Raw genomic sequence first — 16,163 nt, forward strand, 5'->3', positions numbered from 1 at the left:
CGCTTGATCTGGTCGCGCCCCGCGGCGGTAGCCGCAAATCCAGTACAGCCCCGCGCCCCTTACGGGGCACGGTTGGGGCAGCGCCCCTGAAAGGGGCGCGGGGAACTGCGCGGCCGGCCCCCACCGGCCCGCGGTGGACGAACCGCCCGACCAGCGGAGCGCCTAGCCTCGCACGGCGTGCAGCAGTGAGGCTCCCAGCGGCAACTCCTGGCAGGCCACCTGCCTGAAGCCCGTCTCCTCCAGCAGGCGCCCGTAGTGGGCCTCTTCCCGCTCCCTCCCGCCCACGTTGCACAGCATGTGGAGGTCCCAGGCCGCCGCCGTGTCGCCGGGGAGCAGGCGTTCCACGATCAGGAGGCGGCTGCCCTGGGGCATCGCCTCCGCGCAGCGGCGCAGGATGGTCAGGCAGCGTTCGTCGTCCCAGTCGTGCAGGACGCGGGACAGGAGATAGACGTCGCCGCCGGAGGGGACGGCGTCGGTGAAGTCGCCCGCGGTGAAGGTGCAGCGGCCGGTGAGGTCGGACAGTTCCGACCGGGCCGCCGCCAGGGCCTCGGGGCGTTCCAGCAGGACGCCGTCCAGGTGGGCGTGGGCCCGCAGGACCCGGCCCAGCAGTGCGCCGTTGCCGCCGCCGACGTCGACCACGCGTCGTACGCCGGAGAAGTCGACGAGGTCCGGTACCGGTGTGAACATCTCCGCGCTCGCCGCCATCGACCGGTGGAAGAGGTCGCTGAGTTCGGGGCGGGCGGCGAAGTAGGGGAAGTGGTGCTCGCCGTAGCGGTGGGCGAAAGCTTCCTGCCCAGTGCTGACGGCGTACGGGAGCCCGGCGAAGGAGTCGTAGAACGGGCCGCCGTAGAGCAGTGCCAGGGGGTGGAGGGAGTGCTCGGTGCCGGTGCACAGGGGTTCGCCGAGGGCGGTGAGGTGGTACGTGCCGTCGCGGGAGGACGTCAGCAGGCCCAGCGTGGCGAGGTAGCGGAGGAGGCGGCGCAGGGCGTCCGGGTCGGTGCCGGTGCGGGTCGCGAGGGTGGTGGCGTCGAGGGCGGGGTGGTCGGCCAGGTGGTCGGCGATGCCCAGTTCGGCCATGGTGCGGACGGCCTGGGTGGCCCAGGCGCCGGTCATGACGCCGAGGAGGGCGAGGGTGGGGTCGGGGAGGGGTTCCTGGCGGCCGGGGAGGCGGAGTTCGAAGCGGCGGTGGGCGGTGGTGCGGAAGTAGAGGACGGTGACGTTCTCGTGGTTGTTGTAGCCGCCGCCGTCCGGGACCGCGCCGCCGCGTTCCGTCAGCAGGGTGCGCAGTCCGGCGGGGATCACCCGGCCCGGCGCCGTGACCACGAAGGCGTGGTGGGACTCGTGGTCCGCGGCGCGTTCGTCGGCGGCGACGGCCTCCAGCGGGGAGCCGGGCGGCACGGGCAGCGCGAAGATCTCCACGGTCCGCCCGGCCACGGGCACGTGCACGATCCCGACCGGGCTGTCGCCGACGGCGGCGCCGTAGCGCCGGGCCAGCCGTCCGCGCACCACCACGCTCGGGGTGACGGGGCCCGGGTCGAGGCCGGCGCTGCGCAGTTCGTCGCGGAGCCCGTCGAGGGAGGCGGGGAAGACCAGTACGGCGGTGTGGTCGTAGCCGAGGTGGCGGGCGACGTCGGTCCGCTCGTCGGCCGTCAGGCCGGGCAGCAGCTCGGCGAGGACCTGGTCCGTGTCGTGGCCGCGGACGTGGTCGGCCGCGCGCCGGATGCGTACCAGGTCGGTTTCCGTCAGACATGCCTGTACGACGGAGAGGTTCATGAAGGGTTCCCGATGATCGTGGGGCAGGAAGAACCGGGGACGATGGGCCCCGGGGGTCAGATGCCGGTGTAGTTCTCGGCGAAGAAGTCCTGGTGCGTGCGGGAGGTGCGCAGGCTCTCCAGGCGGGCGTACTGCAGGGCACGCCCGTAGCGGGCCTCGTCGTCCTCGCCGGCCGGGCCGTGCAGCAGGCCGCTCATCCAGTGCGAGAACTCATGGGCCCGCCAGACGCGGGGCAGGCAGTCGGCGGCGTACCGGGCGAGGCCCGTTCCATCGCCGTGGGCCAGCGCCCCTTCGAGGGCACGGGCCAGCAACTCGGCCTGGAGTACGGCGAGATTGGCGCCCTTGGCCGCCGAGGGGCTGATGAGTCCGGCCGCGTCGCCGGCCAGCCAGAGCCGACCGGTGCCCGGGGACTCCAGGACGTCGGAGCGCAGGTCGACGACCGCCTTCTCCAGGACGGCGCCCTGGCGCAGCGGCCCGAACTCGTCGGTCCGCAGCCGGATCGCCAGCTCCGTCCAGATCCGGTCCTCGCTCCAGTCGGCGGGATCGGTGCCGCGCGGGCACTGGAGGTAGTAGCGGGTGACGGCGGCGGTCCGTGCCATGTGGCCGGCGAACCCGCGCTCGTGCAGGGCGTATCCGACCGCCTCCAGGCTGGGCGGGGCGGCGACCAGCACAGCCAGCCAGGAGACCCCGTGGTCCCGGCGGGCGGTCCGGGTGCCGTGGGCCGTCAGTGCGGCGCGGCCGATCCCCCGGTGCCCGTCGCAGCCGGCGACGTACCGCCCGGTGACGTCCGCGCCGTCCCCGCCGCCGCGCACCCGCACCCGGCCCCCGGCCGCTTCCCCGGTCACTTCCGCCGCCTCGGCGCCGAACCGGATCTCCCCGCCGCGCCGCAGGTACTCGGCGATCAGGTCCCGTACGAGCTCCTGCTGGGGGTAGACGGTGTGCGGCTCACCGAGGCCCAATTTCCCGTAGTCCAGGGTGAATTGGCCGCGGTCGCTGCGGAACAGGCAGGTGGTGTGGGTCTTCCCGCGGGCCAGCAGGCCGGCCGCCAGGCCGTGCTCCGTCAGTACGCGCACGGAGTGGGCGGCGAGGAATCCGGCCCTGGCCCGGCCCTCCACCGCGGCCCGGTCGCGCCGCTCCAGGATCACGCAGTCGATGCCGCGGTCCAGCAGCAGGTTCCCCAGGACGAGCCCTGCCGGGCCGGCGCCGACGATCACTACCCCGGCCTGTGCTGTTGCCATGCCCCGCCCCTGAGTTGCCCTTTACCCAGAAGGTTTCATATCAGCCACATCCCGCACATAAGCGGAAGAAGCGAACTAATTACCCCTAAAGGGTTGTTGAGGGTGGCGAGAGCTGCCAGGAATCGGGGGGAAACGGCACGGTGCCCGTCCGCATCGAATGCGAACGGGCACCGGATCGAGCGCCGGGCAGGCCTTGCACCTGCATTTCCCCGCAGGAAGCGGAGCGTCTTTCCTTGGACCACCAACGCAGCACCAGCCACCGTGAATTGCGGCGACCAGCTCTGTAACGATCATACCGTACGCCGCGCGTCGCCCTGCCCCTCGTCGAGCTTGCTGACCAGGCCGCGCAGCACCGGCCCGTACTCGGGGTGGGCGAGGGCGAAGGCCATCTGCGCGACGAGGTAGTCGGCGGGATTGCCGGTGTCGTACCAACGGCCCTGGATGACCTGCCCGTACACGGCCCGGCTGGTGGCGTAGGCGTTGATGGCGTCGGTCAGGTAGACCTCGCCGGTCCGGCGCTCGTACCAGCGGCGGGTCTGCTCGCGCAGCTCGTCGATGATGCCGGGGGTGACGACGTAGCCGCCGATGGCCGCGTACGGCGACGGCGCGTCGGCCGGCGCGGGCTTCTCGACCAGGCCGGTGATGCGCAGCTGGCCGTCGCCGAGGCCCTCCTTGACGATGGGCACGCCGTAGCGCTGGGAGTCGGCGGGGTCCATGGGCAGCAGGGCCAGCACCGGGCAGCCGGTCTGCTCGTAGGCGCGGATCAGCTGCTGGGCGCGGGGCACCTCGGCGACGAACACGTCGTCGGGCCAGAGCACGAGGACGGGCTCGTTGCCGAACGAGCGGGCGGCGTTCAGCACGGGCGTGCCGTTGCCGTACGGGCCGTACTGGTCGAGGTAGGTGATGTGCCCCTTGCGGGCCAGCTCGGCGACCTCCTCGACGGCGTCCGCGTAGGCCGTCTTCCCGTCGTGGCGCAGTTGCTCGACGAGTGCCGGGTTGGGCCGGAAATGGTCCTGGATCAGGCTCTTGCCGCCCGAGACGACGATGGTGATGTCGGTGATGCCCGAGTTCACCAGCTCGCGCACGGTGTGCTCGATCACCGGTTTGTCGCCGACCGGGAGCATCTCCTTCGGCGTGGCCTTGGTCAGGGGAAGCAGGCGGGAGCCCAGTCCGGCGGCCGGGATCACGGCCCTGCGGATCGTCGGGGACATCAGGTCTCTCTCGGTCGAACGGCACGGGGTACGCGGACGTTACCAACGGACCTTGTGCCGCTCGGGAAACGCCGACCGTCCGGTTCCCTTCGTCCAGACGATTTCCGGGCGAAGTCGAGATGAAGCGGGACGGACGTTCCGGCCCGCGGACTTCTCCGAGGCCGTCCTCAGCGCGGCGGCTCCGTCCGCGGGACGTCGGGGACCGCTCCCCGGGCGTGCAGTTCGGCGATCTCGGCGGGGCCGAATCCCAGCTCGGCGAGGATCTCGTCGTTGTGCTCGCCGAGGTCCGGCGCGCGTTTCGCCGGCACCTTCGACACCCCTCGGAGGTTGACCGGGCTGCCGACGGTCTCCGCCAGCCCGCTGACTCCGGTGAGCGGCACGACGATGCCGTTCTCGCGCAGCTGCGGGTCCCGCGCGGCCTCTTCCGGCGTCTGGATGAGGCTGTAAATGATGCGTTCGCGGTCCAGCGCGTCCTTCCAGTCCGCGAAGGACCGCGATCGGAACGCGGTGTCGAGCAGCTCGGCCAGCGCGGCGGAGTGCTCGACCAGGCCCTCCAGGTCGGAGAACCGGGGGTCCTCAAGCAGTTCGGGGTGTCCGACGGCGCGTGCCAGTCCCTGCCAGCGGGCGGGTGAGGCGACCAGCATGAGCCACTCGCCGTCCGCGGTCCGGTAGGGGTTGTTCAGCGGGTTCGCCGGTGCCTTCCGGTCGTGCAGCTCGAAGGGGGTGCCGTCGGCGAGGGCGGCGGCCACGAGGGTTCCGGTGGCCCAGACACCCGTGGCGAGCAGTGACGTCCCGACGTCGGCCCCTTGTCCCGTTCGCTCGCGGCGGTAGAGGGCGGTCGTGATCGCCGCGTAGATGGCGATCGCCGTCGTGTAGTCGCCGCTGCCCCAGACCGGTACGGTCGGCGGGGCGCCCGCGTCGCGGGTGGCGGCCAGCAGACCGCTCCGTGACCAGTAGGCGGTCAGGTCGAAGCCCGGCTGCCGGGCGTCGGGGCCCGTGTCCCCGAAGCCGGTGAGGTCGGCGTAGACGACCCGCGGGTTCCAGCCCGAGACCTCCTCGTAGCCGAGGTGCAGCTTCTCGCGCGTGCCGTGCGGGAAGTTGGTGATCACCACGTCGGCCCACTCGACGAGCCGCTTGAGCACCTCGACGGCCGCCGGTGACTTCAGGTCCAGCACCATGCCCCGCTTGTTGCGGTTGGCGAGGTGCCAGCTGTAGTTCGCCCGCGCCTGCGGACTGGGCGGCACGGAACTCAGCCGCCGCTGGGGGTCGCCCGTCCCCGGCGGCTCGATCTTGATGACGTCCGCTCCGAAGTCGGAGAGCATGGTGGCCGCGGCCGGTGCCGCGATGAACGAGGACGCGTCGAGGACCTTCAGGCCGCTGAAGACGGGTTCAGTGGTGCCGGACTCGGTGGTCACGGATTCGGTGGTCACGGATTCGGTGGTCACGGATTCGGTGGTCACGGATTCGGTGGTCATCGTCGTCACTTCACGAAGGCGCTCAGGCCGTCGGTGACGGCGCGGCCCACGATCAGGGTCTGGATCTCCCGCGTGCCCTCGTACGAGTAGAGCGCCTCGGCGTCGGCGACGAAGCGGCCGACCTTGTAGTCGAGGATGATGCCGTTGCCGGCCAGCAGCTCCCGGGCCCAGCCGACGTTCTCCCGCATCCGCACGGTGCAGTACGCCTTCGCCAGGGCGGAGTGCTCGTCCCGGTAGATCCCGGCGTCCTGCAACTGGGCCAGGCGCGTCACCATCCCGCACGAGGCCGTGGCGTTGCCGAGCATCTTCACCAGCAGGTCCTGGACGAGCTGGAAGCCGCCGATCGGGCGCCCGAACTGCTCACGTTCCTTCGCGTACTGCAGGGCGATCTCGTACGCGCCGAACATCACGCCCACGGCCTGCCACGCCACCCCGCTGCGCGTCTGGCGCAGGATGCCCGCGGTGTCCTTGAACGAGTTCGCGTTCTGCAGCCGGTTGGCCTCCGGAACGCGGCAGCCGTCGAGCACGATGTCGGCGTTCTGCACGATCCGCAGCGCCATCTTGTTCTCGATCTTCGTCGCCGTGAACCCGGGGGTGTCCTTCTCCACGACGAAGCCCAGCACGTGGTTGGTCTCGGTGTCCCGCGCCCAGATCACCACCAGGTCGGCGAAGGTCGCGTTCCCGATCCAGCGCTTGGCCCCGTCGAGGACCCAGCCGTCGCCGTCGCGGCGCGCGGTCGTCCGCAGGCCGCCGGCCACGTCGGAGCCCCCGTGCGGCTCGGTCAGCCCGAAGGCTCCGATCTTCTCGAAGCGGCTCATCGCCGGCAGCCACCGCCGCTTCTGCTCCTCGGAGCCGCAGGCGAGGATCGAGCCCATGGCGAGCCCCGTGTGCACGCCGGAGAAGGTCGCCAAGGACGCGTCGGCATGCGCGAATTCCAGCGCGAGGAATCCCGAGAGGAGATTGCTCGGCTTGGATTCCGCGGAGTCCGGGTCCGCCCAGTCCACCAGCCCGAGCCTGCCGAATCCCTGCACCAGCTGGAAGGGGAACTCGGCCCGGGCCCAGTAGTCGTCGACGAGGGGAGCGGCCTGCGTGGCGAGGAATTCACGGACGCGCTCGATCTTCTCCCGCTCGCCGTCCGTCAGCATTTCCTCGAAGGAGTAGAAGTCGGCGGGAAGCAGCCCTTTGCCCAGGTAGGGACCGGACGGCGTCGGCAGAAGCGGGGTGGCACCCATGGGAATGTTCCTCCAGCGCTGCGGGACACGGTTGCGGCTTCGAAGTCCCTCGCCACGCGGCACTCTCCGTGCGGTGTCTCGGTTCTCCGGCGCGATTAGACCCGGCTCCCGCGCCGATTCAAGCGAGCCCTCGCCGTTCAAAGGGTGCCCTCGTCGCGGCGAACTACCCTAATGGCCCCTTCGTGCCCGGTACCGGCGAGGAGTGCGGTGCGTGCGGGCGCGGCCCATGAGTGACCGCTTCGCCCAGTGTCCGTGATATCGAACAGCGGCCGCCAATTCGACTGTCTCAACTCAAGACTTGACGGGTGTTCACTTTGCTGAGCTGACAGCTTTCCGACAGCAACCATTCCTACGGTGCCGTGTTCATGACAGACACCTCAGATGGCGCCCGCTCCGTCGGCCGCCGTACCGTACTCGTCGCCACCGGGACGACCGCCGCTGCCCTGGCCGTAGGTGCAGCGGTCTCGACCGAGGCCCCCGCGGCAGCCGCTGCCCCCGACCTCCAGCCGGCCGCCGCCGCGGCGGTCTGCACCCTCACGGAGGAGCAGACCGAAGGCCCCTACTACCTCAGCGGTGCGCTGGTCCGCACCAACATCACCGAGGGCAAGGCGGGCATCACGCTGAACCTCGCGCTCACCGTCGTCAACTCCGCCTGCACCGTCATCCCCAACGCGCTGGTGGAGATCTGGCACTCCGACGCGCTCGGCGAGTACTCGGGCTACGTCGGCAACAACGGGCACAGCGAGGCCGACGACGGCACCTTCCTGCGCGGCGGTGTGCTCACCAACTCCAGCGGCGTCGCCAACATCACCACGATCTACCCGGGTTGGTACCGGGGCCGCTGCATCCACATCCACGTGAAGGTCCACACGGGCGTCACCCTGACCTCCAACGGCTCCTTCACCGGCGGTACGACCGTGCACACGGGCCAGCTCTTCATCAACGAGACCATCACCACGGCGGTCGCGAAGGTCTCGCCCTACTCGACCAACACGGTCACCCGCACCACCCTCTCCGGGGACTCGATCTACGACGGCGGCGGCGCCTCCTCCGGCCTCATGACCGTCACCGGCTCCACCACCGCCGGCTACACCGGCACACTCACCCTGGGCGTCTCCAGCTGACACCCCCGGGCCCCGGGGGCGCGTCTCCCGGGGCCCGGCTCAGGGTCTGCGACGCAGTGGCAGGTCCACCTCGGCCCGTACGGTCTTGCCCGGTGCGCCGTCGCAGTCCCGCTCCAGCACCTCCCACCGATCGGCCAGCGCGGCCACGAGCACGAGCCCGCGCCCACCGGCGTCCAGCGGCCCAGACGGCCGTACGCCCCGGGGGCCGGGCGGCCGCCGTTCGGCCCGGGTGTCGGTGACCTCGACCCGCACACTCCCCGTCACCAGCGAGAGCCGCAGCTCGAAGTCCCGTCCCGGCACACGCCCGTGCGTCACGGCGTTGGCCGCCAGCTCCGCGACGATCACCTCGACCCTGTCGATCACTTCCGCCGACGCGAACCGGCCACCCCACGCGTGGAGTTGGGCGACGGCGAGATGCCTCGCGAGCCGGGCGCCCCGCGGGGTGCCACTGAGCCGCTGGGCGAGTGTTCGACTGACGGTGACGGTGGTGGGGGGTGCGTCCATGCCCCCAATCTGGCCCCTGGAAGCGGCAGTTCTCCAGGTGAGAGCCGCGTACGCCGACCCCGCGTACGCGGTGACGGACTGGACCGTACCGGTGACTCGCCGTCACCATGGGGGCGGGAGGTGGCCTAGGTGGGCGATGGAGCGGAGCCGGAGTCGTCGGACAGTCTGCGGACCTTCGGGGCGGTGGTCCAGGCCTTGCGCGAGCATGCGGGGCTGAGCAGGGAGGAGTTCGGGGAACGGGTGCGGTTCTCCAAACACACGGTGGCGTCTGTGGAGTTGGGCCGCCGCATGCCGGACGAGTCCTTCGTGGAGGCGGCGGAGGAGGCCCTCGGCAACACGGGTGCCTTGCGGCGGGCGGCGGGGCATGTGGCTCGGCAGCCGGGGCTGGCGGCCTGGTTCCGGCGGTGGGCGAGGATGGAGGCGACGGCGATCACGTTGTACACGTACGAGAGCCGAATGCTGCCGGGGTTGCTCCAGACGAAAGCCTACGCGGACGCACTGTCCGCAGCTCAGCTTCCGCCCCTGGACGACGCGGAGATCGAGGAGCGGTGGGCTGCGCGAGCGGAACGTCAGAAGCTGCTACGGGAACGGGCGAACACCGCCTTCAGCTTCATCCTCGAAGAGCACCTGTTCCTCCGACGCACAGGGGGCCCTGAAGTCACGCGGAAGCTCATCGACCACGTCCTGGAGGTCTCCGAACTCCGGAACGTCGAGATCCAGGTCATGCCTCTCGTCCAGGAGTCACACTCGGGCCTACAAGGTCCGATCTGCCTGCTGGAAACCCCCGAGAACAGGTGGTACGCCTACAACGAGGGCCAGGAAGGCGGGCAGTTGATCTCCGACCCGAAAGTGGTCAGCGTTCTCCAGAGGCGGTATGCCAGGATGCGTTCGCAGGCTCTCACCATCCAGGACTCCGTGAGCCTGTTGCGACGGATGCGAGGGGACCTATGAGTACGTCCGACCTGGCCTGGTTCAAGAGCAGCTACAGCAGCGCTTCCGGCGACAACTGCATCGAAGTCGCCTTGGCCTGGCACAAGTCGAGCTACAGCAGCGGCAGTTCCGGCGACTGCGTCGAAGTGTCCCTCTCCTGGCGCAAGTCCGTCTACAGCATCGGCGGTTCCGGCGACTGCGTCGACGTCGGCACCCGCCCCGCCACCATCCACGTCCGCGACTCGAAGCACCGGCAGGGCCCCCAACTGGCCCTCTCCCCCGCCGCCTGGGCCGACTTCCTCGGGTTCGCCGGAAAGTGACCGTGGGGCCGCCCGCTTCTCGGTCAGTGTCGTGCTTCTATGAGCTGAGTCAAGGGCGCTCCACTGCGTTCCGCGTCGCCTGCGGCGATGCCCCTTCGGGTCACCCTTGACACGCCTCGTTCCAGCACGGGGAAGAAGCGAGCGGGCAGCCCGGGGAAAGTGGCCGGCTCACGCCAGTCGGCCCCTCGCGTCGGCTGCGATCTCGCCGCGTGCTGTGGGACGCGACCGCGCCTCGCATGCACGCCGGGACGGCTAAGCGGCGAACGCCCGGCGGGACGAAAGCACCCGCCGCCTTCCCCCTCCGGGGGGCAGCGTTTGGAGGATCTGTGTCACGGGAGGGGCACGACGCCCCCGCTTCCGCCCGGAAATCCACCAGTGCCTCTGACACTAATCCGCCAATGACCGCTCACCGCCTCGGCCCCGCCCCGCCCCGCCGTCCGATGAGGGCTCGGGCGGGTGTCTGATGGGTTGCCCGTACCGGGCCGCAGCCGCCGAGCGCTCCCGGCGTGCAGGCGAGGCGCTGCCGCGACCGTCGGCCGACGGTGAGGGCTCGGCGCACGGCTGTCGTGAACCCCGGTTGAGCCACCGCCTTTCCGGGCCGCTCGCTCGCTTCTTCCCCGTGCTGGAGCGAGCCGTGTCCAGGGTCGGCCGGAGGCCGATCGCCGCAGGCGACGCGGAACGCAGTGGAGCGCCCTTGACTCGGCTCGTGGAAGCACGACACTGACCGAGAAGCGGGCGGCCCCGACGGCCACGGCTCCAAGACACGCCCGCTCAAATGGCTAGTCGTGCGCCGCGGGGTCGAACCCCTCGGGTGCCCGGTCGAGGAAGACCGTGACGGAGCTGATCCGGCCGTCCCCGTCGAGATGCAGCACATCGGTTCCGGTGGCGAAGGAGGTGTCCGCGCCCTCGCCGGTGAGGATCTCCCACCGGAGCCGGGCGCGGTCGTGGTGGACCTGGGGCTGGTCGCGCAGGCGGAGCGTGACCGGGCCCATGTGGGCGGCGAACTGGTTGCGGAAGTCGATCAACGCCTTTGTCCCGTTGAGGATTCCGATCTGGGCGCGGTACTCGACGCCGTCGGCGAAGGCGGCTGCCGCGTGTGCGCGCTGCTCCTGCTCGGTCCCGGTGTTCCAGAACCGTACGTACTCGTCCAGCCGTTCTGCGGTCTCGGTCATGATGGTCGTCCTCTCGCGGTGAAGTGGGCTGTCTGCTCACGACTTTGGAGCCGCGCGGCGCGTGCTGTCGATGACCTGCGAGGTCATTGCCGTGGCCCGCGCCGCCGGGCAGCCTGGGGTTCATGACGACGACCACCACCGAGCCGGTCGGGGTGCTGGTGCGGCGCTGGCGCGAGCGGCGCCGGCGTTCGCAGCTGGACGTGTCGCTCGCCGCCGAGTTGTCGACCCGGCACCTGAGCTGCATCGAGACCGGGCGGGCGAACCCCAGCCGGGACATGGTCCGGCGGCTGTGCGAGGAACTCGACGTGCCGCTGCGGGAGCGCAACGCGCTCTATCTGGCGGCCGGCTTCGCCCCGGTGCACCGCGAACGCGCCTACGCCGATCTGGGGGCGGCGCGCGCGGCGGTGGAGGCCGTCCTCACCGGGCACGAGCCGAATCCGGCGCTCGCCGTCAACGTGCGGTGGGAGCTGCTGGCCGCGAACCGTGCCATGGGGCTGTTCCTCGGTGACGTCGCGGCGGACGTGACCGGGCCGCCGCTCAACGTGCTGCGGGCGACCCTGCACCCCGACGGCCTCGCCGGACGCATCCGCAACCTCGCGCAGTGGCGTGCGCACGTGCTGCGCCGGGTCCGCCGCCAGCTGGACCGGACATCGGCCGCGGGCCTCGCCGAACTGCTCGCGGAACTGGAGAGCTACCCGGCCCCCGAGCCGGACGAGCCCCGGGACGCCGGATCACCCCACGACGACCTGGTGGTCCCCCTGCGCCTGTTTTTCTAATGATACGGCGACCACCGAGATCTACACCACCACGGTGTTCGGTTCCCCGCGGGACGTGACCCTGGACGAGATCGCCATCGAAACCTTCTTCCCGGCGGACGCACGCACGGCTGCGACACTGCGGGCGATACTCTCCGGCGGCCGATGACCTGCGGCCGGCTGCACGCGCCCGCAGCGCCGCTGGTGCGGGCACTCCGGGCCGAATCTAGACTGACGAAGGCATGGAAAGTCCCGGATTAGGGAGATGTGCACCATGGCCAAGCGAGGGAACAAGCGACGTGGCCGCAAGAAGAAGAAGGCGAATCACGGCAAGCGCCCCAACGCCTGAGCCAACCTGAGCAGAGGGCCCCTCAGGCTCGAACGGTGACCGTGCCGGTGGGGGCCGACGACAGTGCCGGCCCCCACCGGTGCGCCCCGCCGGCGGTCAGAACGCCGCGAGGCCGTTCGGCGAGCCGTTGCCCGTGGGGCCGTCGTAGCCGGTGACCCCGTTGCACTGGTAGTCGCCGCCGCAGTCCACGCGCTCCGCGTTGCCGCCGCCCACGACGTCGTTGAGCCCGGCCGTGCCGCCGTAGAAGTACGACGCGTCCGCGTACCGCTCCGGGTTGCCCGCCAGGGCGATGACCCCGGCGATGTACGGCGCGGAGGCGCTGGTGCCGCCGATGACGACCCACCCGGCATAGCCGCCGTAGCTGTCGTACACCGCCGGACCGGTCAGCGGGTCGGCGACCGCCGAGACGTCGGCGACCATCCGGCCGGGGCAGTTCTCGTCTGTCTGCCAGGCCGGTTTGCCGACCCACGCCGAACAGCCGCTGCCGGCGCCGCCGTAGGCGTTGCCCCACGCCCGCTCGGTCCAGCCGCGGGCGTTGTCCGCCCGGCTGAGCGAGGTGCCGCCGACCGCGGTGACACTGGTGAGATCGGCCGGCCAGTTCGGCACGCCGTACCCGTAGTCGCCGGAGGACACGGTGATCGCCACGCCCGGGTGGGCGTAGGAGGCCGAGTAGCTCTGCAGTCCGTTCGCCTCGGCCGTGCCGTAGCTGTTGGACACCTCGGTGGCGCCCAGCGCGACGGCGGTGTCCACGGCCTTGGACAGGTTGGCGACGCTCGCGTCGTTGCCCTCGACGAGCAGGATGCGGCAGTCCGGGCAGGCCGCGGACACCATGTCCAGGTCGAGGGAGATCTCGGCGCCCCAGCCGCGGTCGGCCGGCAGCGGTGCGCTCTGCCCCTGCTGGTTGACCTTGCCGAAGCAGCCGTTGGCCGTCGTGCAGGGCGGCAGGCCGTACGTCTGCCGGTACACCGCCAGATCGGCCTCGGCCTTCGGGTCGTCGCCGGCGTCGACGACCGCCACCGTCTGGTCCGCGCCGCCCGAACTCGGCAGGTTGTAGGCCGCGTCCAGGTCGGCCGGGCCGTACCCGCTGGGCAGGGAGGTGAGGGCGGCCGTGGTGCCCGCGGCGTTCGGGCCCCGGACCCCCCTGCCGCCGTCGATGTCGGTGCGGACCAGGGAGAGGCAGCGTGCGAAGCCGGGGCTCGCGGCGCCGCACGCCGGGGTCACGTTCGCCGAGGTGGCGTGCGCCGTGGACGCGGTCGTGGCCGCCACCGCGGCGGTCAGCGCCACCAGCAGGGCGCGGATACGGGCCGGGGTCGCCGGGGTCATCGGGCACCTCCACTGGCAGCGGCGGACGACGTGGTGGCGGGCTTGGCGATGGTGTACGCGTTGGTGATGGTCTGGGTGATCGAGCCGCCTGCCGCGTCGGTGGCGGTCACCTTGAGCGCGGGTGAAGTGCCGTGCGCGGAAGCCGGGTTGAGCCACGCGACCTGGTACGTCCCGTGCGCGCCCACGACGAGTGCGGGCTTCCAGGTGGTGCCTCCGTCGTAGGAGACGGACACCTTCGCCGAGGTGATCCGGGAGTGCGAGCCGGCGCCGTCGTAGGAGACGTGGCCGACGTCGAGCCGCATGGTCTGGATCGGCCGGTCGCTCGTGTTGTTGTTGTCGGAGGCCAGCCGGTAGCCGAGGGTGAGGGCGGGGAGGATCTGGCAGGGGGTGTCCGCCGACTTGCCGAAGCAGGTGTCCGTGTCGGGCAGCGCGCTGCCGCCGCCGGTCTGCGGGGTGTACCGGAACGTCAGGTCGGTGTGCGTCCTGGTCGACTGGCTGAACGCCGGATCGGCGCTCAGATCGGTGTCGTACACCGTGCGGTAGGTCGTCGGCGTCGTCGGTGTCCCCTTGAGCTCGACACCGTCCTGGTACGTCGAGTCGAAGACCTGCTGCCCGTCCGCGTACAGGGTGAAGTGCTGCGGCACCGCCACGAACGCGTAGAAGCCGACGTGCGTCGGGACGCTGTCGACCGCCGGGTCCAGGATCATCGTGAGGTTCGGCCCCGCCGCGCAGGCGGCGCAGAACTGGTATCCGACGTGCCGGGCGAGCGCGGGCCTCAGCGGGCCGTGGTTCCAGTCGACCGAGTACGAGCGGCCGCCGGCGAAGGTGACGGGATCGGCGTACTGCCACACGGCCCCCGGGGAGCTGGCCATCTGGGCCCAGGTGCCGCCGTCGCCCGTGCCGAGGTACTCGGTCAGGTCGGCGGGCCACTGCTGCCCGTTCCACGGGCTGACCTGCGTGTACCCGCCGGCGGAGTTGTAGGAGTCGACGAAGCCGTTCAGCAGGGAGCCGTGGTAACTGTTGTTCGCCGCCGGGTCGATGGCGAAGTGCTGGTGCACCGTGGCGAGCGTGCGGGCCGTCTCCACATGCGTCTGGTCCGCGGGCACCCCGTCCGACCCGTACGCCAGGTCGTAGCGGTATGCGTCGCTCGCCGTGGCCGCCGTGGCGCCCCACTGGATGACGTCGTGGATCTCGCCGACCTCGGCGGCGGGCTGTGCGTTGGTGTACAGCGGGGTGCTGCCCCACATCGTCAGCAGCATGCCGGCCAGGGCGCCGGTCGCGTCCCGCCGGAAGTAGCTCGCCATGAGGATGTCCTGGACCGCCGGACGCGGTGTCCGGACCGAGAACAGCGAGCTCGCGGTGGTCTCGTCGAGCGACACCGTGGTGGTCCCGGTGGCGGAGACGGTGAAGTCGCTGAGGGTGAACTGGCGCACGGCGGACAGCCGGCCCTGCGCGTCGTAGTCGTAGAAGAGGCCGTAGAGCCCGTAGTTCCCGGCCGGCACCGCGACCCGTGCGACACCGTCCACCACGGCGACGGAGGTGTTCTCGCGCGTGAGCGAATCCGTGTTGTACAGCTGCAGGTAGGCGGTGGCCGGCAGCCCGGTCAGCCCCGTCGCGTTGATCTGCAGGATCTTCAGGGGGTACTTGGGGCTGACGGTGCCGTCGGGGGTGTCTTCGCTCGGCGCACCGGCCAGGCTCATCGAGGTCAGCCCGTCGGACAGCGGTGTGCTGCCCGGCCGGCGGCCCGCGGCCACGTCGGCGCCGATCGCCCTGCGCAGCGCCGCGGTGAACGCGGTGTCCGACGAGGCGGTCAGATATCCCCGCGCGGTGGCACCGGACACGGAGGTCAGGGTGACCCCCGCGGGGGCGGCCGGAGTCGTGCCCGGGGCGAAGGACAGGTCGACGGATATTCGGCCGCCGTCACCAGCGCTGGCAACGTTGTCAGAGGTCGCGCCGGCGGTGCCGGAACCTTCCTGGTCCTGGGCGAGCCGGGTGATGTCGAAGAGCGAGCGGTCGAGTCCGTTGCCCAGGTAGGGCATCGCCACCGCGGGGATGGCGTAGTGGTCGCCGGACGCGTCGTCGTACGACTCGACGGCGCCGTCCTCGCCCGCGGCGGGGAGCGCGACGTACGTGGGCTTCCGGCCGGGCCGGGTGGTCACGACGATCCGGTCGCCGGTCACCAGCGTGACGGTCGTCGTGTCGGTGCCGACACCGGTCGCCGTTGACGAGGCGGCGGCGGTGCCCGTGCCGGCACCGGCGTCCGCGGCGGCGGGAAGCGTGGTCAGGAGAGCGCAGGCCAGGCCGACGGAGACGGCCGCGAGACGGCGCCGGCCGACGTGTCTCTTCGGGGGTCTGAGCAGGGAAAACGGCATCGGGAGTCCAGCCTCCTCGGGTTCGGGCACGAGAACTCACCACAGAGAGGCCGCACTTCGCGCGCGACAGCGACTTTGCACCCGAAGCCGTGACCTCAACTGGGGCAAGCACGCCGCCTTTGGCGCGTGGTTCGCGATCAGTATCGGGACGGGAGAGGCATCGCACAAGAACGCCGCGTCGGCCGGAATCCGGCTCCTGACGCATCGCCAGGCGGCTGTCCGCGGGCGGCTGTCAGCCGAGCACGGCGATCTCGCGCCGCGCGCCGCACCACCACCGTGTCCGGTGCGCAGCGGCACGTGACGCCGGACGGGATCACCGTCGGGACGCTCTTCCCGGCGGGTGCCGCTGCGGCCGCGCCGCCGCGCGCGATGGCCTGATAGACGG

General features: G+C 71.3%; 14 protein-coding genes. 5 read left to right on the forward strand and 9 right to left on the reverse strand.

Annotated elements, in window-relative coordinates:
- Nucleotides 1-162 precede the first annotated feature (162 nt).
- From SSP29_RS17010 to SSP29_RS17030, 5 genes are all read right to left on the reverse strand, one after another.
- Nucleotides 163-1,773 (reverse strand): methyltransferase, encoded by a 1,611-nt coding sequence (locus SSP29_RS17010; RefSeq protein ID WP_089101472.1) that lies wholly within the window; start codon nt 1,771-1,773, stop codon nt 163-165.
- A 56-nt stretch (nt 1,774-1,829) separates the two neighbouring features.
- Nucleotides 1,830-3,011 (reverse strand): 4-hydroxybenzoate 3-monooxygenase, encoded by a 1,182-nt coding sequence (locus tag SSP29_RS17015; RefSeq protein ID WP_089101473.1) that lies wholly within the window; start codon nt 3,009-3,011, stop codon nt 1,830-1,832.
- A gap of 290 nt (nt 3,012-3,301) precedes the next feature.
- The gene (locus SSP29_RS17020; RefSeq protein ID WP_089101474.1) at nt 3,302-4,222 is read right to left on the reverse strand and encodes a UTP--glucose-1-phosphate uridylyltransferase; all 921 of its coding nucleotides are present in this window, start codon (nt 4,220-4,222) and stop codon (nt 3,302-3,304) included.
- Nucleotides 4,223-4,389: 167 nt separating this feature from the next.
- Nucleotides 4,390-5,697 (reverse strand): CaiB/BaiF CoA transferase family protein, encoded by a 1,308-nt coding sequence (locus SSP29_RS17025; protein WP_089101658.1) that lies wholly within the window; start codon nt 5,695-5,697, stop codon nt 4,390-4,392.
- A gap of 5 nt (nt 5,698-5,702) precedes the next feature.
- Nucleotides 5,703-6,929, reverse strand: a complete 1,227-nt coding sequence (locus SSP29_RS17030; RefSeq protein WP_089101475.1) for an acyl-CoA dehydrogenase family protein — start codon at nt 6,927-6,929, stop codon at nt 5,703-5,705.
- A gap of 365 nt (nt 6,930-7,294) precedes the next feature.
- Here SSP29_RS17030 and SSP29_RS17035 point away from each other — a divergent pair, with 365 nt between their 5' ends.
- A complete protein-coding gene (locus tag SSP29_RS17035; protein ID WP_089101659.1) occupies nt 7,295-8,053 on the forward strand; it encodes an intradiol ring-cleavage dioxygenase in 759 nt (252 codons plus the stop codon).
- A gap of 39 nt (nt 8,054-8,092) precedes the next feature.
- On the opposite strand, the gene SSP29_RS17040 is transcribed toward SSP29_RS17035, so the two are convergent.
- Entirely contained in the window at nt 8,093-8,557 is a 465-nt protein-coding gene (locus tag SSP29_RS17040; RefSeq protein WP_089101476.1) for an ATP-binding protein, read from the reverse strand.
- Nucleotides 8,558-8,686: 129 nt separating this feature from the next.
- On the opposite strand from SSP29_RS17040, the gene SSP29_RS17045 reads away from it, so the two are divergent.
- Nucleotides 8,687-9,508, forward strand: coding sequence for a helix-turn-helix domain-containing protein (locus SSP29_RS17045; protein WP_089101477.1), 822 nt, complete (start codon nt 8,687-8,689; stop codon nt 9,506-9,508).
- Entirely contained in the window at nt 9,505-9,807 is a 303-nt protein-coding gene (locus tag SSP29_RS17050; protein WP_089101478.1) for a DUF397 domain-containing protein, read from the forward strand. The genes SSP29_RS17045 and SSP29_RS17050 overlap by 4 nt, the downstream gene beginning before the upstream one ends.
- 779 nt (nt 9,808-10,586) lie before the next feature.
- Here SSP29_RS17050 and SSP29_RS17055 read toward each other — a convergent pair.
- On the reverse strand, nt 10,587-10,979 hold the full coding sequence (locus SSP29_RS17055) for a nuclear transport factor 2 family protein (RefSeq protein ID WP_089101479.1): 393 nt from the start codon (nt 10,977-10,979) through the stop codon (nt 10,587-10,589).
- A gap of 122 nt (nt 10,980-11,101) precedes the next feature.
- On the opposite strand from SSP29_RS17055, the gene SSP29_RS17060 reads away from it, so the two are divergent.
- Together SSP29_RS17060 and SSP29_RS61545 are read left to right on the forward strand one after the other, a co-directional pair.
- Complete coding sequence (locus tag SSP29_RS17060) at nt 11,102-11,755, forward strand: helix-turn-helix domain-containing protein (RefSeq protein ID WP_150134335.1); 654 nt, start codon at nt 11,102-11,104, stop codon at nt 11,753-11,755.
- Nucleotides 11,756-12,008: 253 nt separating this feature from the next.
- Nucleotides 12,009-12,083, forward strand: coding sequence for a 50S ribosomal protein bL37 (locus SSP29_RS61545; RefSeq protein WP_099504217.1), 75 nt, complete (start codon nt 12,009-12,011; stop codon nt 12,081-12,083).
- Between the two features lie 96 nt (nt 12,084-12,179).
- Here SSP29_RS61545 and SSP29_RS17065 read toward each other — a convergent pair whose 3' ends face one another.
- Complete coding sequence (locus tag SSP29_RS17065; RefSeq protein ID WP_089101480.1) at nt 12,180-13,406, reverse strand: S53 family peptidase; 1,227 nt, start codon at nt 13,404-13,406, stop codon at nt 12,180-12,182.
- The gene (locus tag SSP29_RS17070; protein ID WP_089101481.1) at nt 13,403-15,778 is read right to left on the reverse strand and encodes a hypothetical protein; all 2,376 of its coding nucleotides are present in this window, start codon (nt 15,776-15,778) and stop codon (nt 13,403-13,405) included. Before SSP29_RS17070 ends, SSP29_RS17065 begins: the two co-directional genes overlap by 4 nt.
- Between the last annotated feature and the right edge of the window lie 385 nt (nt 15,779-16,163).

This window comes from Streptomyces hyaluromycini (assembly GCF_002217755.1).
Lineage (GTDB): Bacteria > Actinomycetota > Actinomycetes > Streptomycetales > Streptomycetaceae > Streptomyces > Streptomyces hyaluromycini.